Annotated in this window: 21 protein-coding genes; 13 read left to right on the top strand and 8 right to left on the bottom strand. The window is 60.1% G+C overall.

Going from position 1 to position 23,573, the window contains the following annotated elements:
* Positions 1-189 precede the first annotated feature (189 nt).
* The 5 genes from EDF70_RS04600 (at position 190) to EDF70_RS04620 (ending at position 3,675) form a co-directional block, all read left to right on the top strand.
* On the top strand, positions 190-1,011 hold the full coding sequence (locus tag EDF70_RS04600; protein WP_132272127.1) for an ABC transporter permease subunit: 822 nt from the start codon (positions 190-192) through the stop codon (positions 1,009-1,011).
* Positions 1,008-1,832 carry an ABC transporter permease subunit gene (locus tag EDF70_RS04605; protein WP_132272128.1) on the top strand — a complete coding sequence of 275 codons (825 nt, stop codon included), beginning with the start codon at positions 1,008-1,010 and terminating at the stop codon, positions 1,830-1,832. The genes EDF70_RS04600 and EDF70_RS04605 overlap by 4 nt, the downstream gene beginning before the upstream one ends.
* A gap of 7 nt (positions 1,833-1,839) precedes the next feature.
* Complete coding sequence (locus tag EDF70_RS04610; protein WP_245519039.1) at positions 1,840-2,886, top strand: LacI family DNA-binding transcriptional regulator; 1,047 nt, start codon at positions 1,840-1,842, stop codon at positions 2,884-2,886.
* Positions 2,887-3,050: 164 nt separating this feature from the next.
* Complete coding sequence (locus tag EDF70_RS04615; protein WP_132272129.1) at positions 3,051-3,347, top strand: hypothetical protein; 297 nt, start codon at positions 3,051-3,053, stop codon at positions 3,345-3,347.
* Between the two features lie 130 nt (positions 3,348-3,477).
* The gene (locus tag EDF70_RS04620; RefSeq protein WP_132272130.1) at positions 3,478-3,675 is read left to right on the top strand and encodes a hypothetical protein; all 198 of its coding nucleotides are present in this window, start codon (positions 3,478-3,480) and stop codon (positions 3,673-3,675) included.
* Positions 3,676-3,757: 82 nt separating this feature from the next.
* On the opposite strand, the gene EDF70_RS04625 is transcribed toward EDF70_RS04620, so the two are convergent.
* Positions 3,758-5,008, bottom strand: a complete 1,251-nt coding sequence (locus tag EDF70_RS04625) for an AGE family epimerase/isomerase (protein WP_132272131.1) — start codon at positions 5,006-5,008, stop codon at positions 3,758-3,760.
* Between the two features lie 185 nt (positions 5,009-5,193).
* Between EDF70_RS04625 and metH the strand changes: the two genes are divergently transcribed.
* Positions 5,194-8,961 (top strand): methionine synthase, encoded by a 3,768-nt coding sequence (gene metH, locus EDF70_RS04630; protein ID WP_132272132.1) that lies wholly within the window; start codon positions 5,194-5,196, stop codon positions 8,959-8,961.
* 135 nt (positions 8,962-9,096) lie between these two features.
* Here the strand turns inward: metH and EDF70_RS04635 are convergent, their stop codons facing one another.
* The 7 genes from EDF70_RS04635 to EDF70_RS04665 form a co-directional block, all read right to left on the bottom strand.
* A complete protein-coding gene (locus EDF70_RS04635; RefSeq protein ID WP_132272133.1) occupies positions 9,097-9,984 on the bottom strand; it encodes an aminoglycoside phosphotransferase family protein in 888 nt (295 codons plus the stop codon).
* Positions 9,985-10,039: 55 nt separating this feature from the next.
* A complete protein-coding gene (locus EDF70_RS04640; RefSeq protein ID WP_132272134.1) occupies positions 10,040-10,630 on the bottom strand; it encodes a DAK2 domain-containing protein in 591 nt (196 codons plus the stop codon).
* A gap of 322 nt (positions 10,631-10,952) precedes the next feature.
* On the bottom strand, positions 10,953-12,014 hold the full coding sequence (locus EDF70_RS04645; protein ID WP_132272135.1) for an ABC transporter ATP-binding protein: 1,062 nt from the start codon (positions 12,012-12,014) through the stop codon (positions 10,953-10,955).
* Positions 12,015-12,025: 11 nt separating this feature from the next.
* Complete coding sequence (locus EDF70_RS04650) at positions 12,026-12,814, bottom strand: ABC transporter permease (protein ID WP_132272136.1); 789 nt, start codon at positions 12,812-12,814, stop codon at positions 12,026-12,028.
* Positions 12,815-12,824: 10 nt separating this feature from the next.
* On the bottom strand, positions 12,825-13,697 hold the full coding sequence (locus EDF70_RS04655; protein WP_132272137.1) for an ABC transporter permease subunit: 873 nt from the start codon (positions 13,695-13,697) through the stop codon (positions 12,825-12,827).
* Positions 13,698-13,766: 69 nt separating this feature from the next.
* On the bottom strand, positions 13,767-14,870 hold the full coding sequence (locus EDF70_RS04660; protein WP_132272138.1) for an ABC transporter substrate-binding protein: 1,104 nt from the start codon (positions 14,868-14,870) through the stop codon (positions 13,767-13,769).
* Between the two features lie 130 nt (positions 14,871-15,000).
* Positions 15,001-15,909: a MurR/RpiR family transcriptional regulator gene (locus tag EDF70_RS04665; RefSeq protein WP_132272139.1), complete on the bottom strand. Its 909-nt coding sequence runs from the start codon at positions 15,907-15,909 to the stop codon at positions 15,001-15,003.
* A 171-nt stretch (positions 15,910-16,080) separates the two neighbouring features.
* Here EDF70_RS04665 and EDF70_RS04670 point away from each other — a divergent pair, with 171 nt between their 5' ends.
* The 7 genes from EDF70_RS04670 (at position 16,081) to EDF70_RS04700 (ending at position 23,441) form a co-directional block, all read left to right on the top strand.
* The gene (locus EDF70_RS04670; protein WP_132272140.1) at positions 16,081-16,851 is read left to right on the top strand and encodes an N-formylglutamate amidohydrolase; all 771 of its coding nucleotides are present in this window, start codon (positions 16,081-16,083) and stop codon (positions 16,849-16,851) included.
* Between the two features lie 134 nt (positions 16,852-16,985).
* A complete protein-coding gene (locus EDF70_RS04675; protein WP_132272141.1) occupies positions 16,986-18,503 on the top strand; it encodes an amino acid permease in 1,518 nt (505 codons plus the stop codon).
* A 74-nt stretch (positions 18,504-18,577) separates the two neighbouring features.
* Complete coding sequence (locus EDF70_RS04680; RefSeq protein WP_132272142.1) at positions 18,578-19,948, top strand: glutamine synthetase family protein; 1,371 nt, start codon at positions 18,578-18,580, stop codon at positions 19,946-19,948.
* A gap of 82 nt (positions 19,949-20,030) precedes the next feature.
* A complete protein-coding gene (locus tag EDF70_RS04685) occupies positions 20,031-20,471 on the top strand; it encodes a helix-turn-helix transcriptional regulator (RefSeq protein WP_132272143.1) in 441 nt (146 codons plus the stop codon).
* Positions 20,461-20,880 carry a type II toxin-antitoxin system VapC family toxin gene (locus tag EDF70_RS04690; RefSeq protein ID WP_132272144.1) on the top strand — a complete coding sequence of 140 codons (420 nt, stop codon included), beginning with the start codon at positions 20,461-20,463 and terminating at the stop codon, positions 20,878-20,880. The genes EDF70_RS04685 and EDF70_RS04690 overlap by 11 nt, the downstream gene beginning before the upstream one ends.
* A gap of 33 nt (positions 20,881-20,913) precedes the next feature.
* Positions 20,914-22,299 carry an aldehyde dehydrogenase family protein gene (locus tag EDF70_RS04695; protein WP_132272145.1) on the top strand — a complete coding sequence of 462 codons (1,386 nt, stop codon included), beginning with the start codon at positions 20,914-20,916 and terminating at the stop codon, positions 22,297-22,299.
* Complete coding sequence (locus EDF70_RS04700; RefSeq protein ID WP_132272146.1) at positions 22,296-23,441, top strand: iron-containing alcohol dehydrogenase; 1,146 nt, start codon at positions 22,296-22,298, stop codon at positions 23,439-23,441. Before EDF70_RS04695 ends, EDF70_RS04700 begins: the two co-directional genes overlap by 4 nt.
* Positions 23,442-23,573: the final 132 nt, after the last annotated feature.

The raw sequence follows: 23,573 nt of genomic DNA on the forward strand, positions 1-23,573 counted from the left end.
TCAAGCTTTTTCTTCTCCCCTCGGGGAGAAGGTGGCCCGGAAGGGCCGGATGAGGGGGGGCAGGGCGGCACATTCGACGCTTCTGTTCGCGCCTGCTTGCGTTGGTGCTTCCCCCTCATCTGTCCTTCGGACATCTTCTCCCCGCTGGGGAGAAGAAATCACGTGCAGTCGCACTCAGCGAGCAAACCCATGTCCAGACGTCTCCTCGGTCTTCTCCTCGTCCTGCCCGCATTGGCGGTGATCGCGCTGTTGTTCATCCTGCCGCTGATCATGTCGGCTGTCGGCGCATTTCAGGTCGATGGCTCCTTCGGCTGGGGCAATTTCACAAAAACCTTCGATCTCTACACGAAGGACATCATTTTCACTGTCGTCATCGTGTCGCTGTCGACCGTGCTGATCGGCTTTGCCTCGATCGCCATTGGCGGTTACCTGACACTCGGCGGCCATCCGCTCGCCGTGGCGGCGCTGCGCTTTCTCTATCGCTGGCCGATGTTCATTCCCTTCATCGTCGTCGGGCAGTTGATGCGCACGTTCCTCTCCAAGAACGGCATGATGAACAATACCGCCGTCAGTCTCGGGCTGATGACGCCGCTCGATACGGTGAGTTTTCTCGACTGGCGCGGCATCGTCTTCGCTTTCGTGTGGAAACAGACGCCGTTCGTGGCGCTGCTGGTGGCCGGCGCCATGGCCTCACTCAACCGCGATACGATCGAGGCGGCCCGTAATCTCGGTGCCTCGAAACTGCGCGTCCTTTTCGAAATCATCGTGCCGCAGGTGGCGGTGACGCTCACCGTCGGCCTGATCCTTTCCTTCGTCACCATGATGTCGGTGCTGTCGGTGCCGTTGATGATCAACGCCCAAACGCCGACCATGCTGACCGCCGACATCGCTTTCCGCGTCAATGCCTATGGTGATTACGGCGTCGCCAATGCGCTCGGCCTGATCTCGCTGGTGCTCGCCTCGTCGGTCGCCTGGATCTATCTCCGCATCAGCCTGAAGGAGCGGACATGACCGCCTTGCGCAACAATCTTGCCGCCCTCTGGTGGGTGCCGCGCGGCATCATTTTCGGACTGATGGCCTTTTTCATCTTTGGGCCACTGTTCAACATGCTGCTCTGGACCGTGACGGAGAAATGGTATTTCCCGCACACGTTTCCGCTCGAATACGGGTTCAGTTCATGGGCAAAGGTGTTTGCACCGCGCGGCGGCGCGCTGGAATCGCTCGGCAATTCGCTGGTCGTGGCGCTTCTGACGGTGGCCGTGGCGCTGGCTTTGGCGATCCCGGCAGGTTATGCGCTGGCGCGGCTGAAACTGCCGCTGCGGGGCCTCATCCTGCTGGCTTTCCTCATCCCGCAGGCGTTTCCGAACCTGACGGTCTACGTCAATATCGCCCGCATATTCTATGAAATCGGCCTCAATGGCACGATCCCCGGCGTTGTGCTCGTGCATGTCTCGCATGGCGTAGTTTACGCCGTGTGGATCGCCACTGCCGCCTTTTCCGCCATTGATCCGGAACTGGAGCAGGCGGCACGCAATATCGGTGCGGGGCCGATGCGGACCTTCCGCGATGTGACCTTGCCATTGGCGGCGCCCGGCCTGATGGCGAGCGCGATCTTCGTGTTCTTGGAAAGCCTCGACGAATTTACCGGCAGCTTTTTTGTCGGCGCGCCTGACGTCAACATGCTGCCGCTGCTCCTCTACACCAGCGCATCCGGCGGCAATTACCAGATCGCCTCGATCACGGCCTTGCTGCTGCTCGTGCCATCGCTGGTGTTCATGCTCCTGGTGGAACGTTTCCTGAAAGCCGACGTGCTGTCGCGTGTCGGACATTGAGGCTGAGATGACAGACGAAGACAAATCGCAAGCCAACAGAATGCGTTTCGTCAGCGCCCAGCAGGTGGCGGAACTGGCCGGCGTTTCCCGCTCGGCGGTGTCGCGCACCTTCACCAAGGGTGCAAGCGTGGCACCTGCCACCCGCGAAAAGGTGCAGGCGGCGGCCAAGGCGCTTGGTTACCACGTCAACGATCTGGCGCGTGGCGTGCTCAACAACCAGAGCCGGCTGGTGGGCATCGTCGCCATGAAGCCGGAACTGGGGTTTCGCGCGCATCTGACGGCAGCGCTTGCCAAGGCGCTGATCCGCCGTGGCAGCATCCCCATCCTCATCAATACCGGGCAGACCGAAGCCGAACTGCTGGCGGCGCAAAAAATGCTGATCGGTCATCGCGCCGAAGCCACCATCGTGCTGTCCGGTTCGCCGCCGGCGGCGTTTTTCGAAGAGGCACAGCGCAATGGCCAGCCGCTTGTGATGATCGGCCGCTCGGAAGCAAATGCCGACCATGTGCATGCCGGCAATTCGGAGGCGTCGCGCAAGGCGGCCGATGTTTTCGCCGGGGCAGGGCGCAGACATCTGGCGGTGGCCACTTCGTCTTCCGGCACGCCGAGCATTCTGGAACGTGAGACGGCATTTATCGAGGCCGCGCAGGCGGCTGGCTGTCGCACCTCCGTGGCGCGCGGTGGTGCGGAGTCCGATTATACGACGGGTCTGGCTGTCGCGCGAAAACTGTTTGCCGGTGATGACCACCCTGATGCGGTGTTTTGCACCAATGACCTGATCGCCTTCGGTCTGCTTGACCACCTGCGCTGTGAGCGCGGGCTGCGGGTGCCGGAGGATGTTGCCGTGATCGGTTTCGACGACGTGCCGGAAGCGGCATGGCTCGGTTTCCGTCTGACTACGTTCCGGCAGGATCCGATCGTGATGGCAGACCGGGCTGTGGAACTGCTGCAACGGCGAATCGACAATCCCGATGAACCGCCGTTTCACCAGCGCGTCATCCCCGAACTGGTGGTGCGCGACAGCTTCTGGCCGGTTTACGGCGCGCAGGAATGACGGGGCCCCGCAGTTTCTGGGGACGACGGTGCGGTTGCTGGCCCTTGTGCGGCACTGACGGGGACAGGGGTCGCAAGCTTCGGTAATGGCCGATGCGATAACAGCGTCTCTCTGACAACCTTGACCGCCGGACAATGATGGAAAACGCCAATCAGAATTATCGTGTGACCGCCGCCAGCGCACTGGTTGCGGAGTTGACGACGGCCGCCGGGTCGATCGGCGACGTCAAACCGCATCAGCGCAAGATCCTCGTGGCGCGGGCGGCGGCGGCGATCGAAACCCAGCGGGAATTGCTCGATATCGGCAAGGGCGCCGCCTCGCTTCCGACGGGAATCGTTTCCGATCTGGACATGCTGCGGCGCGAATCGGCGAGCTTGCCGGACGCCTTGGCGGCGCAGATTTTGCGGCAGGTGGCCGATGAAATCCGCCGTCTGGCCGATCTCGTCAAACAAACGATCTGACATTTTCGTCAGATGGCGCTTCTGACATGCTTCCGTTAAATTTAATGGTTAATTTGTTAATCTTCACTGGGGAGAGTGAGGAACCGAAACGTGTTTTGCGCGTTTCAGACAGCACACGGGAGAAGCACAGATGTTGTTTAGCAGACCAGTCGCCACGCCACTTGCAACCGACGATATCGCAGCGACCGGCACATTTGCCGATGGTGTGCTGCAGTTGACCGAAAAGGAACTGGTGGAGTTTGCTCGCAAGGATTTTTCGGGAGCGTCCTTCAAGCGTGATTACGGTTCTGCCCGTCGTGTTTCGGAATGCCGGATCGGCCAGATCTGATCCTTAAAAGAATTTCTTCATGAAACAGGCGGCTGCACGAAAATGCAGCCGCCTGTTTTGTTTTGCAAAGACGTGATGTGGATCAGCGTTTGCCGGCTTCCAGAATGCCGCGCGTGACACTGCCGGTCGCCGGATAGAGCGGGATCAGGCAGGCCTGCAGGGCGTGGTAGATATCGCCCTTGCCCGGAAACAGGTCATGGGAAGGCACGAGGTCTTCCGTCAGTTCCTCATGCCAGCCGCCGTTCTTATGATCGATGAAACGGCGCTCGATGATGTTCCAGATTTTGCGGTAGTTTTCCTCATGGAAATCCGAGGGCAGGTGCTCATTGAGGAAATGGGCAGCACCCGCACCTTCGCAGGCAGGCCACCACAGCTTGTTGCGCTTTGCCGGCTTGTCGTCCCAGTCGAGCGTGTAGAAAAAGCCGCCCTTGTCATCATCCCAGCCGAGCACCATCGACTGCTCGAACAGGTTCTTTGCCGCGTCCAGCATCCATTCGTGCATCTTGTCGCCGAGTACCCAGAGCTGCAGGATGAGGCGCGCCCATTCCAGCCAGTGGCCCGGCGTAGTGCCGGCGGGGCGGAACATTTCGTTCTCGTGGTAATAGGCCTTGTCGATATTCCAGGACGTGTCGAAATGTTCTGCAACGCGCCAGTTCACTGAACCGGCAGCCCGGCGGATGACGAGATCGGCGATGCGTTCGGCCTTGGTGAGATATGCGGCATCACCGGTCGCCTCGAAGGCCGCCATCAGCGCTTCGGTGAGGTGCATGTTGGAATTCTGGCCGCGGTAATTGCCGCCGTCGAGCGGCTGCCAGTCGGGTGTGAATTCTTCCGCGATCGCGCCGTGCTGCTCGTCCCAGAATTTGGTGTTGATGACCTCGGTAATGTCGGCCAGCATCTTGTCCGCCAGCGGATGGCCGACGAGTTTGGCCGAGGAAGCTGCCAGCAGCACGAAAGCGTGGCCGTAACCCTGCTTGTTGGCATCGACCGGGCCATTGTCATCAAGCGACCAGAAATATCCGCCGTTTTGTGTGTCGCGGTGGTGGTTCCAGAGATAATCCATGCCGTGATCGACGACATCGTATGCGCCGGGGCGGCCGAGCAGCGTGCCGATGGCAAAGCAGTGAACAGCGCGGGCGGCGATGTGGATGTTGCGCACCTGACCATTCGCATCCAAAGGCTTGCCGTGATCATCGAGATCGTAAAAGCCGCCCTTGGGATTGATCGAATTGTGCTGGAAGAAGCTGAAAAGGCCGTTTGCCTGCGCGGTCAGCCAGTCGCGATGGTAAGGGCGGGTTGTCCAGTTGCCGAGATCCCGATCTGCCAATGCCATGATAATCCTCCAATTTCGTGCACAACAGTTTGCCGAATGCCTATATAGGGCGGGTGTGAGTCTGTCATCGGCCATGGTGTGCAATCGGGCGAGGACAGGCCCATATAACATCCGTCATATATTGACATAAAGATATCTTTATGTGATCTGGGTGTTTGAAATCCATGACGTCAAGGGAGTTTGCCGTGTTCGATACTGTTTTCGGTCCTGAAGGGGCTGTCCGCGACGGCAATGAAGTGTTCGAGGCGCTGCGCAAGGCTGCCAGCGAACGCATCCTCGTGCTTGATGGCGCCATGGGCACGCAGATCCAGGGGCTGGGCTTCGATGAAGACCAGTTCCGTGGCCACCGTTTTATCGGCTGCGCCTGCCATCAGCAGGGCAATAACGACCTTCTGATCCTCACCCAGCCGCAGGCGATCGAGGATATCCATTATCGCTACGCCATGGCGGGGGCCGATATTCTCGAAACCAACACCTTCTCCTCGACCCGCATCGCGCAGGCCGATTACGAGATGGAAGGTGCAGTTTACGACCTCAACAAGGAGGGCGCCGAGATCGTGCGCCGCGCCTGCCAGCGTGCCGAACGCGAGGATGGCAAGCGCCGTTTCGTGGCCGGCGCCATCGGCCCGACCAACCGCACCGCGTCGATTTCTCCCGACGTCAACAATCCCGGTTACCGCGCCGTTTCGTTCGACGATCTGCGGATTGCCTATGGCGAGCAGATCGACGGCCTGATCGACGGCGGCGCCGACATCATCCTGATCGAAACCATCTTTGATACGCTGAACGCCAAGGCTGCCATTTTCGCCTGCAATGAGCGTTTTGCCGCCAAGGGCATCACCCTGCCGGTGATGATTTCCGGCACGATCACAGACCTTTCCGGCCGCACGCTTTCCGGCCAGACGCCGACCGCTTTCTGGGATTCGGTCAGCCATTCCAATCCGTTCACGATCGGCCTCAACTGCGCGCTCGGTGCCGACGCCATGCGTCCGCACCTGCAGGAACTGTCGGGCGTTGCCGACACGTTCATCTGTGCCTATCCTAATGCCGGCCTGCCGAACGAGTTCGGTCAGTATGACGAAACGCCGGAAATCATGGCCGCACAGGTCGAGGGTTTTGCCCGCGACGGTCTCGTCAACATCGTCGGCGGCTGCTGCGGTTCGACGCCGGACCATATTCGCGCCATTGCCGAAGCCGTTGCCAAGCACAAGCCGCGCCCAATCCCGGAACACAAGCCGTTCATGTCGCTGTCGGGTCTGGAACCCTTCACGCTCACCAAGGACATTCCGTTCGTCAACGTTGGCGAGCGCACCAATGTCACCGGCTCGGCCAAATTCCGCAAGCTGATCACCGCCGGTGACTATACCGCCGCTCTCGCAGTCGCCCGCGATCAGGTGGAAAACGGCGCGCAGGTCATCGACATCAACATGGATGAAGGCCTGATCGACAGTGAAAAGGCGATGGTCGAATTCCTGAACCTGATCGCCGCCGAGCCGGATATCGCCCGCGTGCCGATCATGATCGACTCGTCGAAATTCGAGATCATCGAAGCGGGCCTGAAATGCGTTCAGGGCAAGTCGATCGTCAACTCGATCTCGCTGAAGGAAGGCGAAGAGAATTTTGTCCGTCAGGCGAAGCTGGTGCGCTCCTATGGCGCGGCCGTCGTCGTCATGGCCTTCGATGAAACCGGACAGGCGGACACCTATCAGCGCAAGGTCGATATCTGCTCTCGAGCCTACAAGATCCTGACCGAACAGGCCGGTTTCCCGCCGGAAGACATCATCTTCGATCCCAACGTGTTTGCGGTTGCCACCGGCATCGAGGAACACAATAATTACGGCGTCGACTTCATCGAGGCGACCCGCACGATCCGCGAAAAAATGCCGCTCGTGCATATTTCTGGCGGCGTTTCTAACCTGTCCTTCTCGTTCCGCGGCAATGAGCCGGTGCGCGAGGCGATGCATGCCGTGTTCCTCTACCACGCCATTCAGGCGGGCATGGACATGGGCATCGTCAATGCCGGCCAGTTGGCCGTCTACGACCAGATCGACGCGGAACTGCGTGAGGCCTGCGAAGACGTGGTGCTGAACCGCCGCAGCGATGGCACCGAACGGCTGCTGGAAGTGGCGGAACGTTTCCGTGGTGGTCCGGGCCGTGAGGCACGCGTGCAGGATCTGTCCTGGCGCGAACGCTCCGTCGAAGAGCGTATCTCGCATGCGCTGGTCAACGGCATTACCGAATATATCGAGGCAGACACCGAGGAAGCCCGCCTGAAGGCCGAGCGCCCGCTGCATGTCATCGAAGGCCCGCTGATGGCCGGCATGAACGTGGTCGGCGACCTGTTCGGTTCGGGAAAAATGTTCCTGCCGCAGGTGGTGAAATCCGCGCGTGTGATGAAGCAGGCCGTGGCCGTGCTTCTGCCTTACATGGAAGAGGAAAAGCGTCTCAACGGCGGCGACCAGCGCAAGGCTGCGGGGAAAATCCTGATGGCGACGGTGAAGGGCGATGTCCACGATATCGGCAAGAACATCGTCGGCGTGGTTCTGGCCTGCAACAATTACGAGATCATCGATCTCGGCGTGATGGTGCCCGCGACCAAGATTCTGGAGACGGCGATTGCCGAGAAGGTCGATGTCATCGGCCTGTCCGGCCTGATCACCCCGTCACTGGACGAGATGGTTCATGTGGCTGCCGAAATGCAGCGGCAGGGATTTGACATCCCGCTGCTGATCGGCGGCGCGACGACCAGCCGTGTCCATACGGCCGTCAAAATCCATCCGGGTTATGACAAGGGCCAGACGGTCTACGTCACCGACGCATCGCGTGCCGTGGGCGTCGTCTCGAACCTTCTTGCGGAAGACGGTCGTGAAAACTACGTCGCCGACATCCGCGCCGAATATGCCAAGGTGGCGGCAGCTCACGCCCGCTCGGAAGCGGACAAGATCCGCCTACCGCTGGCGCGTGCCCGTGCCAATGCCCATAAGGTGGATTGGGATGCCTACAGCCCGGTCAAGCCGCAGTTCTTCGGCACCAAGGTGTTCGAAGGCTACGATCTTGAGGAACTGGCGAAATATATCGACTGGACGCCGTTCTTCCAGACCTGGGAGCTGAAGGGGCGTTATCCGGCCATTCTCGAAGACGAGAAGCAGGGTGAGGCAGCCCGCCAGCTGTGGACCGATGCACAGGCCATGCTGAAAAAGATCATCGCGGAAAACTGGTTCCGTCCGCGTGCCGTCATCGGCTTCTGGCCGGCCAACACGGTGGGTGACGATATCCGCGTCTATACCGACGAGAGCCGCACGGAAGAGGCCGCGACCTTCTTCACGCTGCGTCAGCAGCTGTCGAAACGCGATGGCCGCCCGAACGTGGCGCTGTCGGATTTCGTTGCGCCGGTCGATAGCGGCAGACAAGATTATGTTGGCGGTTTCGTCGTCACTGCCGGGATCGAGGAAGTGGCGATTGCAGAGCGGTTTGAGCGGGCGAACGACGATTATTCGTCGATCCTCGTCAAGGCGCTGGCCGACCGTTTTGCCGAAGCCTTCGCCGAACACATGCACCAGCGCGTCCGCAAGGAATTCTGGGGTTACGCGCCGGATGAGACTTTTGGCAATGACGAGCTGATCCACGAGGAATATGCCGGCATTCGTCCGGCACCCGGTTATCCGGCCCAGCCCGATCATACGGAAAAGGATACGCTGTTCCGCCTGCTCGACGCGACGGAAGCAACTGGTGTTATTCTGACCGAAAGCTACGCCATGTGGCCCGGCTCGTCCGTCTCCGGCCTCTATATCGGCCATCCGGACAGTTATTATTTTGGCGTCGCCAAGGTGGAGCGCGATCAGGTGGAAGATTACGCGGCACGCAAGGGCATGGCGGTCGAGGAGATCGAGCGCTGGCTCGGGCCGGTGCTGAACTATGTGGTTGGCGGTGCGGCCAAGGATGAGGCGGCGTAAGGCCGCGTCGTTCCAACACCGTCATGCTCGGGCCTGTCCCGAGCATCTGCCAACTCCAGATCTTGGCACCGTGTTTAGACCCTCGGGACTGGCCCGAGGGTGACATCGCGAGGGATACTGGTTGGGTCAGTACGGTCAGGCGAGGAGTAGTTGCAGCCTGCTCAGCGTCAACCGGCACTGCCGACACAGCGCCTCGTTGCGGCCGTCGCGATAATAGCTGAGTGCAATGACCGCGCCATAAAGCGCCCAGCCTTCCGCCCGTAGCCAGTCGTCATCCGATAAGCCGAGAACCTCGCGAAAGCGGTCGCGGGCGGCGGGATCGATCCAGACCCAGGCCGTTGCGTAATCGGCCGCCGGATCGCCAACGGCAGCAAGTCCCCAATCCAGAACGGCATGCAGCCGCCCATCTCGGGCAAGCAGATTGTCGGCCTTCAGATCGCCGTGCAGCCAGACGGATTGTTTCGGCAGGGGGCGAGCGCAAGCCCGTTTCCACAGCCGGTGCGCCGCTTCGCTGTCGATCTCGTCGGCAAGCATGTCAATGGCGGGGCGCGTGACCGGCGACAGGTCATCGAGCGCAACGCCACGCCGGTTGTTAAGCGGGCCGGAACGTGGGGCGCCTGTCGTGTCTTTTTCATGCAGCGCGCGCAGGAACGCGGCGAGATCGTCTGCGGCCTCAACAGGATCGGCAAGCTTGTCCGGTGTCGCAAGATCACCGTCCAGCCAGTCGAAAATGCCGAAATCGACCGGTTTGCTAAGATCGGCCGTGCCGCGGTAGCGCAGGTTGGGCACGGAGAGCGGGAGGCCCTGCATGTGCGGCAGCCAGTCGAGTTCCTTGGCGATCAAATCAATGGCGTGGCCACGGCGTGGAAGCCGCAGCAAAAGCGTATCACCCAGTTGGTAAAGCGCATTATCCGTGCCGGAGGACGTGATCCGCTCGCACGGCAGATCGGCCCATTGCGGTGTGTGCTGGCGCAGCAAACGGGCGATCAGGGCGTCGTCGATAAAGATGTCATCATCATGCATGGGCCGACGCTAGAAAAGACAAATGACACCCGCATGACGCGTGCCTTCGAAGATTTCAATTTTCCTGGCTCAGTGCATCCCGCATGGCGCGGATGACGAGGATGGATGACAGTTCACCTGCGCCGCGTGCGGGAAACCCTGCCGGCTTGTCTTCGGCCGCCGTGGTGGCCGCCTCGAGGCAGGCCGGAATTCCACCACCCGCCTGCGCCTCTGCGGAATAGGCTTTTGCCGCCCGCAGCCAGACGCTGGCGATCTCGGCACCGCCGGGTTCACGCTCGGCATGGTCGCGAAAGCTTGTCGCCATCGCGGCGAAGGCGTTGCCAAAGTCTTCAGCCAGAATGGAGCGCTTGCGCATCAGCGCGCTGCCGGCGCGGCGGAATGCGCTGGCATAGAGGCGAGGTGCGACGCCTGGTATGGTCAGCAGGGTTTCGGCAGCAAGGTCGAAATAGCGGCCGGGGGTCCATTCGGACGGTTCAAGGCCGGCAAGAGCTGCCTCGATGGCGTCGAACATGTCGGGTGTGATCGCACCGTGGTCGCCGCGGCCTTCCTGGTCCGTCAGGTGCACCAGCCGGTGGCTGTTTTCGTTGATCGCCACGGCGATCTCGGAGAACATCTCGAAGATTGAAACGCTGTCGGTGTTCCGCATGAACCCTGCCTTTCTTTCTTGTGCCTCTCCGGTCTTTCAAAAAGTTTTTAGCTTGGCAAGGGTAGAAAGCCGGTGAAAGTAGGCTGCTTGGCGAGATTTGGGCGAAACGGAGTGGCGCTCGATGGTCCAATTTATTGTGCGCTGCCGCATTGTCTTGCAGCCCAGAATGCCGGGAAAACAGGGCTTATGTTGTCATTTCGGCCCGAAGTCATAAAACAGGCCGCGTCGCCCGTTCTTCTGCCCTCACGGCCTTTTACGATTTTTCGTAATCGGTGATCACAAATTGCGGCGCGGGCGCTTTTTCCACAAGCGCCCGCTAAAATTAGTCGCGGATCACGAGAAGATCGCCGGCCGAAAAGCGCAGGGTTACGACCTCGTCGGGCGCGGGCATGACGAGATCCGGCGAGTTGAACATGTCGAACGAGACAGTGTTCTTGCCCACCGCGATGCGGGTTCGCACCACCGAGCCGAGGAAGTTTGCCGAAACCACCTTGCCGGTCAGGGCGGTGTCGCCCTTGGCGCTTTCGGACAGCGAGCCCGCTTCCGGGCGCAAAGCCAGCGAGATGGTTTCGCCACCGGTCTTGTCGGCTATCGATTCGCGCAGTGCAATCGTCTGGTCGCCGATCATCACGGTGCCGGCGGCCGGATCGACGATCGTTGCCTCAATGATGTTGAGCGTGCCGACGAAGGAGGCGACGAAGCGTGTGGTCGGGCGGTTGTAGATGTCAGATGGCGTGCCGATCTGGTCGGCGCGGCCGGCATTCATGACGACGATGCGGTCGGAGATCGACAGCGCCTCTTCCTGGTCATGGGTAACGAAAACGGTGGTGATGCCGAGCTGGCGCTGGATCTGGCGGATTTCCTCACGCAGCGACACGCGGATCTTTGCGTCGAGAGCGGAGAGTGGCTCGTCCAGCAACAGGACCTGCGGCTTTGGCGCAAGCGCGCGCGCCAGTGCCACGCGCTGCTGCTGGCCGCCGGACATCTGGTAGGGGTAACGGTCGGCCAGATGTTCGAGATGGATGAGTTTCAGCATCTCCTTCACCCGCGTCTCGATTTCGGCTTTCGGCTGGCCTGCGACCTTGAGGCCGAAGGCGACGTTGTCGAACACGGTCATGTTCGGGAAGAGCGCGTAGGCCTGAAACACCATGCCGATATTGCGCTGGTTGGGTTTCAGTCGCGTCTGATCCTTGCCGTTGATATGGATCGTGCCGCCGCTCGGCTGCTCGAAGCCGGCGATCATGCGCAGGATCGTCGTCTTGCCGCAGCCGGACGGGCCGAGGAAGGAGATGAACTCGCCCTTTTCGATCGCCATGTTGAAATCATGGACGACCTGGGTCTGGCCAAAGCTCTTCTTGATGTTTGCGAGTGCGAGAAAGGGCATTGGGAAAACCTTTAAGGACGGGACTGTGTCAGCTTGCCGAAGCGCGACACGAGCTGGATGAGGCCCATGGAAAGCCAGGTGATGGCAAAGGCGATGATGGCGAGTGCCGAAGGCTCATAGGCCTTGTTGGCGCCGACCAACTGCAGATAGGGGCCGAAGGCCGGACGGTTGAGCAGCGCTGCCATGGTGAATTCGCCGATGACGATGGCGAATGTGATGAAGGCGCCCGACAGCACGCCCGACATGACGTTCGGGAAGATGCACTTGAACAGGATGGTCGGCCATTTGGCACCGAGGATTTCGGCAGCTTCCGTCAGCGTGCGCACGTCGATGGTGCGCATGGCGGTATCGACCGAGCGGTACATATAGGGCAGCGACAGGGTGATATAGGACATCACCAGCAGGATATTGGTGCCGAAGGTCGAGCCGGTGAAGGGGATGTAGGATGAGGAATTGTAGAGCCTGAGATAACCGAACACGATGACGATGGCCGGGATGACCAGCGGCATCAGCGTGACGAATTCCACGAAGGGGCGCATCTGCGGCAGGCGCAGGCGTACCCAATAGGCGGTGGGCACGACCAGCAGCATGCCGAAGGCGATGGTGAACAGCGCCATCAGCATCGAGAAGCCAAATGTCTGCTGGAACTGCACGTCGGAAAACACCGAGCCATAGGCATCCAGCGAATATTCGCCTCGGCGCATGCGCAGCGAAAATTCGAACGTGCCAAGCAGCGGCACGAAGAAATAGGTGACGCCGACGGCGATGGCGAGCCAGGCGAAAAATTTGCTCATCTTCATGGTCGCGCCCTCACTTTTGCCAGCGTTCGGCGCGCATACGCAGCCAGATGTACAGCACGTTGGAGAGGCCGGTGATGACGATCATGCCGAGCGCCAGTGCATAACCAAGATTGGGGTTATGCAACACGTCGCCGCGGATCTGCGCATACAGCAGGATCGGCACGATGTTGAGCGAGGCGCCAGTCAGCGCATAGGCCGTGGCGATGGCGCCAAAGGCGTTGGCGAACAGCAACAGGGATGTGCCGAGCAGGCTCGGCCACAGGATCGGCAGGCCGATCATCCTCCAGTATTGCCATGTCGAGGCACCGAGGATTTCGGAAGCCTCACGCCATTCCTTTTTCAGGCCGTCCAAAGCTGGCGTCAGGATCAGCACCATCAGCGGGATCTGGAAGAACATGTAGGTGATGGTCAGGCCGAAAAAGGAAAGAAGGTTGAAGCCGGTCGAATAGAGATTGAAGCCGAACCAGTCGCGCAGGAAGACCGTCACGAGGCCGGTGCGGCCCAGCGTGGCGATAAAGGCGAAGGCGAGCGGCACGCCGGCAAAGTTGGAGGCGACGCCGGAAAAGGTCAAAAGGCCGTTGCGGATCCACGAGGGCAGGCCGCCGAGCACGATCGCCCAGGCCAGCGCAAAGCCGATCAGCGCGCCACCGAGCGAGGAGGCAAGCGAGACCTTTATCGAGATCCAGTAGGCGGACAGAATGGTCGGCGTAAACAGGTCGGCGATGTTCTGGAAGGTGAACTGACCTTCGGCGTTAAAAAACGCGCCGGTGACGAGATAAAGCGTCGGAACGATCAGGAACATCAGGGCAAAGATCATGAACGGCGCGATGCCGAGCCAGTCGATGATCGTGCGACGGTCGATGAAGGGGGATGCGGTGGACATCAATGCCGCCGTTTCTGCCGGAGGAATAAAAGCCTCCCCGCGTTGAAACGGGGAGGCCGATTTCAGACATTACTGGATGTTGGCGCCAACAACCTTGTCCCACTGGGTGGTGATTGCGGTCTTGCCAGCGGCCTGATCGTCGAGCGTCGGGAACTTTGCCTTTTCATAGGCAGCGGCCGGCGGCAGGGCGTCGAGCATTTCCTTCGGGATCTTGTTGTTCTTGGCAAGATCGTTGAAGCGGATCGGGTGGCAATAGCCCTTCAGGTAACCCAGCTGGCCTTCGTCGGAGTAGATGTATTCCATCCACAGCTTGGCAGCGTTCGGGTGCGGTGCGAAGGCCGAGATCGCCTGTACGTAGACGCCGGCTACAACGCCGGTTTCCGGAACGACGACTTCGAGCGGCGGGTTGCCCTTCAGCGTGTCGCGCCAGGACAGACCGTTGTAGTCCCAGGCGATGACGATCGGGGTGGAGCCCTGAGCGAGCGAAGCGGACTTGCCGATGACGGGCACAAAATTGCCGGCCTTGTTGATTTCGGCAAACAGCTTAAGGCCGGCTTCACCAGCCTTGGTGGCATCGGTTTCGCCAGCGGCGATACCGGCGGCGTAAACGCCCTGAACGGCCTGGTTGGACGAGCGCGGGTCACCGGCGAGAGCAACCGAGTTGGCGTAGTCCGAACCGGTCAGGTCTTTCCAGTCCTTCGGGACCTTCTTGACGATGTCGGTGTTCACGATGAAGGAGAGAACGCCGTAATAATCGCCGTACCAGTAACCTTCAGCATCCTTGGCGTCGTCCGGGATCGAAGCCCAGGTCGATACCTTGTAGGGCTGGATCAGCTTTTCAGCCTTGGAGGATGGGCCGAAGGAGAGACCGACGTCGATGACGTCAGGCGCCTGCGGGCCGGTATTGCCCTTGTTGGCCTTGATGGCTTCGATTTCGTCGCCCGAGCTTGCATCCGGGTTCAGTTCGTTGACTTCGATGCCGTACTTGGCCTTGAAGCCGGCAATGATGTCGCCGTAACCGCACCAGCTGTGGGGCAGAGCGATGGTGGTGAGCGAGCCTTCCTTCTTGGCGGCTGCGATCAGCTCTGCGCTCGGCTCGGCGAAGGCAAAACTGGTCGAAGCAACGACCATGGCGGTGGTGATGGACAGAAGACGTTTGGTCTTGGTGATCACGGGATCCTCCTGAGGTTTTCAGTTCGTGTCGGGCGACACTCGTAGAGCCGGTTCATGTATCGTATGTGACAGTATGCACAGCTGAGCATGCATCAATGCAAAGCTTTGGATTTCCACGGATTTTAGTGGATCACTCCTCTTTTACGCGATCGTTTTTCCCCAAACGGCGGAAAAGACGGCTTCGCTCGAAAAGATTTTCCAAGGAATGCATGCGTTTGCGGGTGGTTTCCCAGCCTGCACTCTGTACCGCCTCGATCAGCGCTTCCACAATAAACAGCGTGACCACCGAAGAATCCCAAGCGGAGGGCGCCTCGATGCGGGATTTGAACGTGTGGCGGGCATGGCGGACCACCGGCGAGGCCCAGAGGTCGGTGAACAAGACAATGACGACGCCGGCCGCTTTGGCGGCTTCCGCCAGCGTCGCCATCTCCTGCTCGTAACGGCGGATATCGAAGATCACCAGAACGTCGCCGGCATTCATGTTGAGCACATGCTGCGGCCATGAACTGGAATTGTTGGAAATCAGCGTGGTGCGTGGCCGGATCACCTGCATGTGGGTGAAAAAATACTCGGCAAGCGAGCCAGTGATGCGGCCGCCGATGAAATAGAGGTGGCGATCCAGATCCTGCAGCAGAGCCGTCGTGCCGTCGAACGCCGCGATGTCGATCTCGGCTAGCGTGTCGCGCAAATTGTCGGTCACGGCTTCGGCAAAGCGGTTGAGGATATGGGTATCGGGGGCACGCGCGGCCCAGCGGTCCTGCCAGTGATCGTGCTTGGCGATCGGGTTGGAAATCGTTGCTTCCAGCTCCTGATGCAGGCGCAGCTGGAATTCGGGATAACCCTTGAAGCCAAGTTTCTGCACGGCGCGCGCCACCGTCGCCGTCGAAACACCGGCGTTTTCCGCAGTCGCGGTTATGCTGCCAAGCCCAGACACCGGATAGTTCTCCAGCAGGCTATCCGCCAGTTTCCTCTCGGTCGGCGTCAGTCCGTCGTAGCCGCGGCGTATGACGTCTGACACTGTGCGCGAGGTCTCTGGCACGGATGCTATGTTCCCCTCCGGTCTTTGCCGGTTTGAGCGAAATTAACAATCGAGCGGTGGCTCCTGTCAATGGCGGCATTGAAAAGATTCTTTCAGAAAGGCGATTGACCTCAACCAAAAGATGAAGAATTCTTTTCTTGATGGTTTTTTAACCAACCCGGCGGGGCATGCATGTTGGTGCAGTCTGCAGTTCTGACAGAGGCGGATGGCGATCCGGTTGCGGTCGACAATGCCGGTGGTCGCAGCGATGTGCTGCTGGTCTGCGAACATGCCTCCAACCGGCTGCCCGAAGGCTATGGCGATCTCGGTCTGCCGGCCGATGCGCTGACATCGCATATCGCCTGGGACCCCGGCGCTCTTGCTGTTTCCCAACGCATCGCGAAAAATCTGGATGCCGTGCTGGTCTACCAGCGATTTTCTCGGCTGATCTATGATTGCAACAGGCCGCCGACGTCGCCGGCTGCGATGCGCGATGTCAGTGAAGTGTTTCGCATTCCCGGCAACGAGAACCTGTCGGAGGCGGAGAAGGCGCGGCGAACTGCGGCGCTCTATCTGCCGTTTCAGGGACGGATTGCACAGGAAATTGCTGCCCGGACAAAAGCGGGCAGGGCGACTGTGCTGGTGACGGTGCACAGCTTTACGCCGGTCTATTACGGCCAGAAGCGCGAAGTGGAGATCGGCTTTCTGCATGATCGGGACAGTCGGCTGGCCGATCGCATGCTGGCGGCGGCTGCCGATACAAACCTGTACCTGATCGCCCGCAACGAACCTTACGGGGCCGCCGATGGCGTGACCCACACGCTGGAAGTCCATGCCATCGGGCCAGGGCTTCTCAATGTCATGATCGAGATAAGGAACGATTTGATTACAGATGATGTCGGCCAAGGATTCGTGGCCGATTTCCTGACGGGTCTGCTGCGCGAAAGCCTCGTGGACGCCTGACGAAAGACTTCTAGGGAAACAGCTAATGTCCGGCGCCGACACCGAAATATCGGGCGATGCCGAAAATCGTACTGGGGGCGTTGCTCGGCCATTCCGGCCGGTCGCCTGTTTTTTCTTTGATCAGGAGAGAAGGCATGGACAATTCATCATCAGGGGTCAGCTACAAAAAGGCTGACGCATCCTATTTCGAAAAAAGACATCTATCCCGTTATGCGGGCGTATGGTCGCTCTGGGCGCTCGGCGTCGGCGCGGTCATTTCCGGCCATTTCTCCGGCTGGAACTTTGGTTTTGCCACGGGCGGCTGGGGCGGCATGCTGGTGGCCGGCATCATCATCGCCATCATGTATCTCGGCCTGACATTCTCTATCGCCGAAATGAGCCCGGCTTTGCCGCATACCGGTGCGGCCTATTCCTTTGCCCGTACCGCCATGGGTCCATGGGGCGGGTTCATCACCGGGCTTTGCGAAAACGTCGAATATGTGCTGACGCCCGCCGTCATCGTGACGTTCATTACCGCTTACGTGAACACCATTCTAGGGCTGGACCCGGTCTATTCGCCGCTCTTGTGGGTGTTCTTCTACGCGGTCTTCCTCGGACTCAACATTTTTGGGCTGGAACTGTCGTTCAAGGTGACACTGGTGATCACGCTGATTTCGCTGGCTGTGCTGGTGTTCTTCTGGATCAGCGCCATCCCGAACATGGATTTTTCGCGTTGGGCGCTGAATATCGGCGTCGGGCCGGACGGTGCGGCGATCGAACTGCCGGAAGGCAATGGTTCCTGGTTCCCCTTCGGCTTTTCCGGCGTGCTGGCGACACTGCCTTTTGCCGTGTGGCTGTTCCTCGCCATCGAGCAGCTGCCGCTGGCTGCCGAAGAATCGGTCGATCCCAAGCGTGACATGCCCAAGGGCATCATTCTCGGCATCATCACGCTGATGGTGTCCGCCTTCATGATCGTGCTGCTCAACCCGTCGCTGCCGGGCGTCGGCGCCTTCCATCTCGGTTCGGCGCTGGAGCCGCTGCTCGACGGGTTCAAGGCGGTTTACGGCGATAGCGGCGTGGTGGTTCTCGGCCTCGTGGCGCTCACCGGCCTGATCGCCAGCTTCCATACGATCCTTTATGCGCAGGGCCGTCAGATCTATTCGCTGTCGCGTGCGGGCTATTTCCCGACCGTGCTGTCGATCACGCACTCGAAATTCCGCACACCCCATATTGCCATGCTGACCGGTGCAGCCGTCGGTCTCGCCGTCATGCTGGTCATCTGGTTCTCGCTGGGGGCAGAAGCCGGCGGCAGCGTCATCGGCGCGGTGCTGCTCAACATGGCGGTGTTCGGAGCAATGTTCTCCTACATCATGCAGGCGATCTCCTTCATCCTGCTGCGCAAAAACCTGCCGAACATCGAACGGCCGTTCCGTTCGCCGCTCGGAATTCCGGGTGCGGCGCTGACGGTGATCATCGCCTGCGTGACGCTGGTCTATCAGGTGCAGGATCCGAACTTCACCAAGGGCGTGTTGTGGGTGGCCGTATGGTTCGCAGTCGCCATTGCCTATTTCGCGCTGATCGGCCGTCACAAGCTGATCCTGTCGCCGGAAGAGGAGTTTGCGCTGGAACACAAGGAAAAGGCGATCGCAGCTTCGGCGGCAGCGCGCGCCTGACCGGATGATGAGGAGGGGCCGGCGGCAATGCCGCCGGCCGATTTATCCGACATGGACATGAAAGTGGGAGCAGCATGACCACCGCATACACATTCGAAGACCTGAAGGCTGACGTCTCCGATGGCGTCATCGATACTGTTCTTGCTTGTCAGGTGGACATGCAGGGCCGGCTGATGGGCAAGCGTTTTCAGGCGGAGTTTTTCGTCGAAAGCGCCTGGAAGGAGACCCATAGCTGCAACTATCTGCTGGCCACCGATATCGAGATGGAGACCGTTTCCGGCTACAAGGCGACGAGCTGGGAGAAGGGGTATGGCGATTATACGATGAAGCCGGACCTTTCGACGCTGCGGCGCATTCCGTGGCTGGAGGGCACGGCTTTGGTGCTGTGCGACGTGCTGGATCACCACACCCATGAGGAAGTGCCGCATTCGCCGCGCGCCATTCTCAAGAAGCAGGTGGCGCGGCTGGAAACCATGGGCATGAAGGCCTTCATGGCGACGGAGCTGGAATTCTTTCTGTTTGACCAGACCTATGAACAGGCGGAGCAGAGCGGTTATCGCAGCCTGAAACTCGCCAGCGCCTATAACGAGGACTACCACATCTTTCAGACCACCAAGGAAGAGGATGTGATGCGGGCCATCCGCACCGGCCTGCAGGGCGCGGGTATTCCGGTGGAAAATTCCAAGGGTGAGGCATCGGCGGGGCAGGAGGAGATCAACGTCCGTTATACCGACGCGCTGACCATGGCCGACCGGCATGTGATCGTCAAAAACGGCTGCAAGGAAATCGCCTTCCTCAAGGGCAAGGCCATCACGTTTCTCGCCAAGTGGCATTATTCGGCCGCCGGTTCATCGTCGCATATCCATCAGTCGCTGTGGAGCGCGGATGGCAAGACGCCGCTGTTTTTCGACAAGAATGGCGAACACGGCATGTCGGAAACGATGCGGCACTATATTGCCGGCCTGCTCGCCCATGCCGGCGAGATCACCTATTTTCTGGCGCCCTACATCAATTCCTACAAGCGATACGTGGCCGGCACGTTTGCGCCCACCAAGGCCGTGTGGTCGAAGGACAATCGCACCGCCGGTTATAGGCTCTGCGGAGAGGACACCAAGGCGGTGCGTGTGGAATGCCGTGTCGGTGGGGCCGATCTCAACCCGTATCTCGCCATGGCGGCACTGATCGCGGCGGGTATTGACGGCATCGAGCAGAAGATGGCGCTGGAGCCGGCTTTCGTGGGGGATGCCTATGGTGTCAAGGACGTGCGCGAAATCCCGGTGACGCTGCGCGCTGCAACCGAAACGATGACGACATCCGCCATGCTGCGCCGAGCCTTTGGCGATGACGTGATTGATCATTATACGCGTGCGGCGCAGTGGGAGCAGGAGGAATATGACCGGCGGGTGACCGACTGGGAGGTGGCGCGCGGGTTCGAAAGGGCGTGAGGAAACTGCAACCGATTTCCGGCGATTGTTGAGTTTTTCTCGATAATCGCCTAGGTTGAATTTGGTTTTCGAGGATGGCGCCATGGTCAAGATCGACAGTGACTGGTTTTTCGCAAGGCTGAAGGAAATCGGCTCGTCGAGTAGCGAGCTGGCCAAACATCTGAAGCTCGATCCGAGTTCCGTTTCCCGCATGCTGAAGGGCGAGCGCAAGATGAGCGCCGAGGAGCAGGATGGCGTGGCGGAATATCTCAAGGTATCGCCGCTTGAAATCGCCGCGCATCGGCGGGGAGGTGTCATTGGTTTCGCTGAGGATAATCAAACCAGTTATGACAGTGCGACGGATGTTTCCGAGTTCCCTGCCGAACAACGTCCCCGGCGTATGCGGCAGGAAGGCCTCGATCTCGAGGCGACCAATTTTTACGATCGTGTGCGAGGATGCATGAAGGGCACCGTCACGATCGCCGCGGGGGTGGATTTGACTGCTCCTGTCGAGCCGGATTGGGTCGAAGCCTATGAGGACTGAGCGTTATCTGTTCGATACCTGCGCCCTGATCTATCTTGCCGAGGACGAAGCCATTGGCGCCGAGGCGCAGCGCGTGATGCGTAGTATCGAACCGGTTTCCGATCGCGTGTGGGTTTCGATTTTCTCCGCATGGGAAATCGGCATGCTGGTCGGCAAGGGACGCCTGATCATCCGCAGGGATCCGAAATTGTGGTTCGAAGAAGCCGTCGCGAGACTGGCCGCGCGGCTTGCTAATGTGTCCTCCGACATTCTCATGAAATCCTGTTTCCTGCCCGATCCTATCCATCGCGATCCAGCGGACCGCATTCTCATCGCCACCGCCCGCGAACACGACCTCACCATCATCACGCGTGACCGTGCCATTCTCGACTACGGTGCTGCGGGTCATGTCCGCACGCTCGCCTGCTGATACCTCTGCTGAAATCTGGGAGACTTTCTGGAAATGACGATGATCCAATGCATTTCGCCGGTGTATGGCTCGGTTTATGCCGAGCGGCCGGTGCTCTCTCTCGATGCCGCGAAAGAGGCTGTCGCGCGGGCAAAAAAGGCACAGAAAAGCTGGGCGAAGCGGCCGCTGGAAGACCGCGTGCAACTGGTGATGAAAGGTGTCGCCCGGCTGAACGAGATGGTGGACGAGGTGGTGCCGGAACTGGCCTGGATGATGGGACGGCCGGTGCGCTATGGCGGTGAATTTCGCGGCTTCAACGAACGCTCCAACTATGTCGCCTCCATCGCCGCCGATGCGCTGAAACCGATCGAGGTGGAGGACAGCCAAAATTTTGCCCGCCGCATCGAACGCGAGCCGCATGGCGTCGTCTTCGTCATCGCACCATGGAACTATCCATACATGACCGCCATCAACACGGTGGCGCCGGCGCTGATGGCCGGCAATACCGTCATCATCAAACATGCGGCGCAGACGCTGCTGGTGGGCGAGCGGATGGTGCGTGCCTTTATCGAGGCCGGCGTGCCGGATGACGTGTTTCAGAACGTCTTTCTCGATCACGAGACGAGTGCTGCGCTGATTGCGGCTGGCTCCTTCAACTTCATCAATTTCACCGGTTCGGTGGAGGGCGGGCGTGCCATCGAGCGGGCCGCTGCCGGCACCTTTACCGGGTTGGGACTGGAGCTTGGCGGCAAGGACCCCGGTTACGTGATGGAGGATGCCGATCTGGATGCGGCGGTCGATACGCTGATGGACGGTGCGACCTTCAATTCGGGCCAGTGCTGCTGTGGTATCGAACGCGTCTATGTGCATGAAAGCCTCTACGACGCCTTTGTCGAAAAGTCGGTGGCGTGGGTGTCTAACTACAAGCTTGGCAATCCGCTGGATGCGGAGACAACACTCGGGCCGATGGCCAATAAGCGGTTTGCCAAACTGGTGCGCGAGCAGGTGGCGGATGCCGTTGCCAAGGGCGCCAAGGCGCTGGTCGATGCAAAACTGTTTCCGGCCGATGATGGTGGCGCCTATCTCGCGCCGCAGGTTCTGGTGAATGTCGATCACTCCATGGCCTTCATGCGCGAGGAAACCTTTGGGCCGGCGGTCGGCATCATGAAGGTGAAGGGCGATGACGAGGCTTTGGCGCTCATGAACGACAGCCAGTATGGCCTCACCGCTTCGCTCTGGACAAAGGACGTCGAGCGGGCGTCGCGGATCGGTGCCGAAATCGAGACAGGCACCGTGTTCATGAACCGCGCCGATTATCTCGACCCTGCGCTGGTCTGGACCGGCGTCAAGCAGACCGGCCGGGGCGGTTCGCTCTCGGTTCTCGGCTTCCACAATCTCACGCGTCCAAAGTCCTATCACCTGAAGAAGGTCACAGCATGAACATCGTTGCGAACTGGAGTTATCCCACCGTCGTCAAGATGGGCCGTGGCCGGATCAGGGAACTGGCCGAGGCAGCCAAGTCGCTCGGCATGAAAAAGCCGCTGCTTATTACCGATCGCGGCCTGTCGACCATGGCGATCACGCTGACGGCTCTCGACGTGCTGGAGGAGGCGGGTCTCGGGCGCGCGCTGTTTGCCAATGTCGATCCCAACCCGAACGAGATCAACCTCGAAGCAGGCATCAAGGCGTTTCGCGATGGCGGGCATGACGGCGTCGTGGCCTTTGGTGGCGGCTCAGGGCTGGATCTCGGCAAATGCGTGGCCTTCATGGTCGGGCAGACCCGGCCTGTCTGGGATTTCGAGGACATCGGCGACTGGTGGACGCGGGCGTCGGTCGAGGGCATCGCGCCGATCGTCGCCGTTCCGACCACGGCCGGCACCGGTTCGGAAGTCGGTCGCGCCTCGGTCATCACCAATTCGCAGACGCATGTGAAAAAGATCATCTTTCACCCGAAGTTTTTGCCCGGCGTGGTGATCTGCGATCCGGAACTGACGGTCGGCATGCCAAAAGTGATCACCGCCGGCACCGGCATGGATGCGTTCGCGCATTGCCTCGAAGCCTATTCCTCGCCCTTCTATCACCCGATGTCGGCCGGCATCGCGCTTGAAGGCCTACGACTGGTGAAGGAATTTTTGCCGCGCGCCTACAGGGAAGGGACCGATCTGGAAGCCCGTACCAACATGATGTCGGCCGCCGCCATGGGTGCCGTCGCCTTCCAGAAGGGGCTTGGCGCCATCCATGCGCTGTCGCACCCGATCGGCGCCGTCTACAACACCCATCATGGCATGACGAATGCGGTGGTGATGCCGGCCGTGCTGCGTTTCAACCGCGCTGCGATCGAGGACAAGATTTCTCGCGCTGCTGCTTATCTCGGCATAACCGGCGGGTTTGACGGATTTTACGATTACGTCCTGTCACTGCGCTCCGAGCTTGGCGTGCCCGATACGCTGACGGCCATGGGAATCACGCCTGACCGTATCGACGAGCTTGCGGCGATGGCGATCGAGGATCCGAGTGCCGGCGGCAATCCGGTTCCGTTAACGCTGGAAAACACAAAAGCTCTGTTTCGCGACTGCTTTTAACTGTTCCGTTGTCGAGGCGTTTTTAATCGGCCATGAAAATATGGAGCAAAACCCGCGGCTTGGCTGCGGGTTTTTACGTTCTGAAGCCTAAGCTCAAAACTCAATGATTATATTAACGACACCTGAATTAAT

Origin of the sequence: Neorhizobium sp. JUb45 (assembly GCF_004343585.1) — a bacterium.
In the GTDB taxonomy this organism is placed as follows: domain Bacteria; phylum Pseudomonadota; class Alphaproteobacteria; order Rhizobiales; family Rhizobiaceae; genus Neorhizobium.

What these genes read in the sequence shown, in the direction of transcription:
- EDF70_RS04600 (WP_132272127.1), top strand. Translation starts at nt 190, where the DNA reads ATGTCCAGACGTCTCCTCGGTCTTCTCCTCGTCCTGCCCGCATTGGCG.
- EDF70_RS04605 (WP_132272128.1), top strand. Translation starts at nt 1,008, where the DNA reads ATGACCGCCTTGCGCAACAATCTTGCCGCCCTCTGGTGGGTGCCGCGC.
- EDF70_RS04610 (WP_245519039.1), top strand. Translation starts at nt 1,840, where the DNA reads ATGACAGACGAAGACAAATCGCAAGCCAACAGAATGCGTTTCGTCAGC.
- EDF70_RS04620 (WP_132272130.1), top strand. Translation starts at nt 3,478, where the DNA reads ATGTTGTTTAGCAGACCAGTCGCCACGCCACTTGCAACCGACGATATC.
- EDF70_RS04625 (WP_132272131.1), bottom strand. Translation starts at nt 5,008, where the DNA reads ATGGCATTGGCAGATCGGGATCTCGGCAACTGGACAACCCGCCCTTAC.
- EDF70_RS04635 (WP_132272133.1), bottom strand. Translation starts at nt 9,984, where the DNA reads ATGCATGATGATGACATCTTTATCGACGACGCCCTGATCGCCCGTTTG.
- EDF70_RS04640 (WP_132272134.1), bottom strand. Translation starts at nt 10,630, where the DNA reads ATGCGGAACACCGACAGCGTTTCAATCTTCGAGATGTTCTCCGAGATC.
- EDF70_RS04645 (WP_132272135.1), bottom strand. Translation starts at nt 12,014, where the DNA reads ATGCCCTTTCTCGCACTCGCAAACATCAAGAAGAGCTTTGGCCAGACC.
- EDF70_RS04650 (WP_132272136.1), bottom strand. Translation starts at nt 12,814, where the DNA reads ATGAAGATGAGCAAATTTTTCGCCTGGCTCGCCATCGCCGTCGGCGTC.
- EDF70_RS04655 (WP_132272137.1), bottom strand. Translation starts at nt 13,697, where the DNA reads ATGTCCACCGCATCCCCCTTCATCGACCGTCGCACGATCATCGACTGG.
- EDF70_RS04670 (WP_132272140.1), top strand. Translation starts at nt 16,081, where the DNA reads ATGTTGGTGCAGTCTGCAGTTCTGACAGAGGCGGATGGCGATCCGGTT.
- EDF70_RS04675 (WP_132272141.1), top strand. Translation starts at nt 16,986, where the DNA reads ATGGACAATTCATCATCAGGGGTCAGCTACAAAAAGGCTGACGCATCC.
- EDF70_RS04680 (WP_132272142.1), top strand. Translation starts at nt 18,578, where the DNA reads ATGACCACCGCATACACATTCGAAGACCTGAAGGCTGACGTCTCCGAT.
- EDF70_RS04685 (WP_132272143.1), top strand. Translation starts at nt 20,031, where the DNA reads ATGGTCAAGATCGACAGTGACTGGTTTTTCGCAAGGCTGAAGGAAATC.
- EDF70_RS04690 (WP_132272144.1), top strand. Translation starts at nt 20,461, where the DNA reads ATGAGGACTGAGCGTTATCTGTTCGATACCTGCGCCCTGATCTATCTT.
- EDF70_RS04695 (WP_132272145.1), top strand. Translation starts at nt 20,914, where the DNA reads ATGACGATGATCCAATGCATTTCGCCGGTGTATGGCTCGGTTTATGCC.
- EDF70_RS04700 (WP_132272146.1), top strand. Translation starts at nt 22,296, where the DNA reads ATGAACATCGTTGCGAACTGGAGTTATCCCACCGTCGTCAAGATGGGC.